The 262-nt window shown below is 42.0% G+C and carries 1 protein-coding gene; it reads right to left on the bottom strand.

Going from position 1 to position 262, the window contains the following annotated elements; genetic code table 11:
- On the bottom strand, positions 1–262 hold a 262-nt coding region (locus tag AAEY83_RS16135; protein ID WP_351060622.1), incomplete at both ends, for a MerR family transcriptional regulator.

The following is a 262-nucleotide window of genomic DNA, read 5'->3' as shown; positions in this document are numbered from 1 at the left end:
GATATCTAGCTGCCCATCATAATAGTCATTAAGACTGTCTCTGATTTCAGTAAGGGTAAAGCCAATGGCTTGTGCGCTTTTAATCAACTCAATACGCTCAATGCATTCGGGATGAAACTCAGTATATAAGCGTGAGCCGGCCTGACGTTTGCGAGACTTGAGTAGCCCTAGCTCATCATAATGACGTACGGTGTCTTTGGTTGTATTGGCTTTGATGGCCAGTTTTCCAATTAACAAAAATGATGTATCAGGAGCCATAATA

Origin of the sequence: Psychrobacter sp. TB20-MNA-CIBAN-0197 (assembly GCF_040309765.1) — a bacterium.
GTDB lineage: Bacteria > Pseudomonadota > Gammaproteobacteria > Pseudomonadales > Moraxellaceae > Psychrobacter > Psychrobacter submarinus.
Note: the sequence above shows the minus strand (reverse complement) of the source record. Positions and strands in the feature narration are given on the sequence as shown.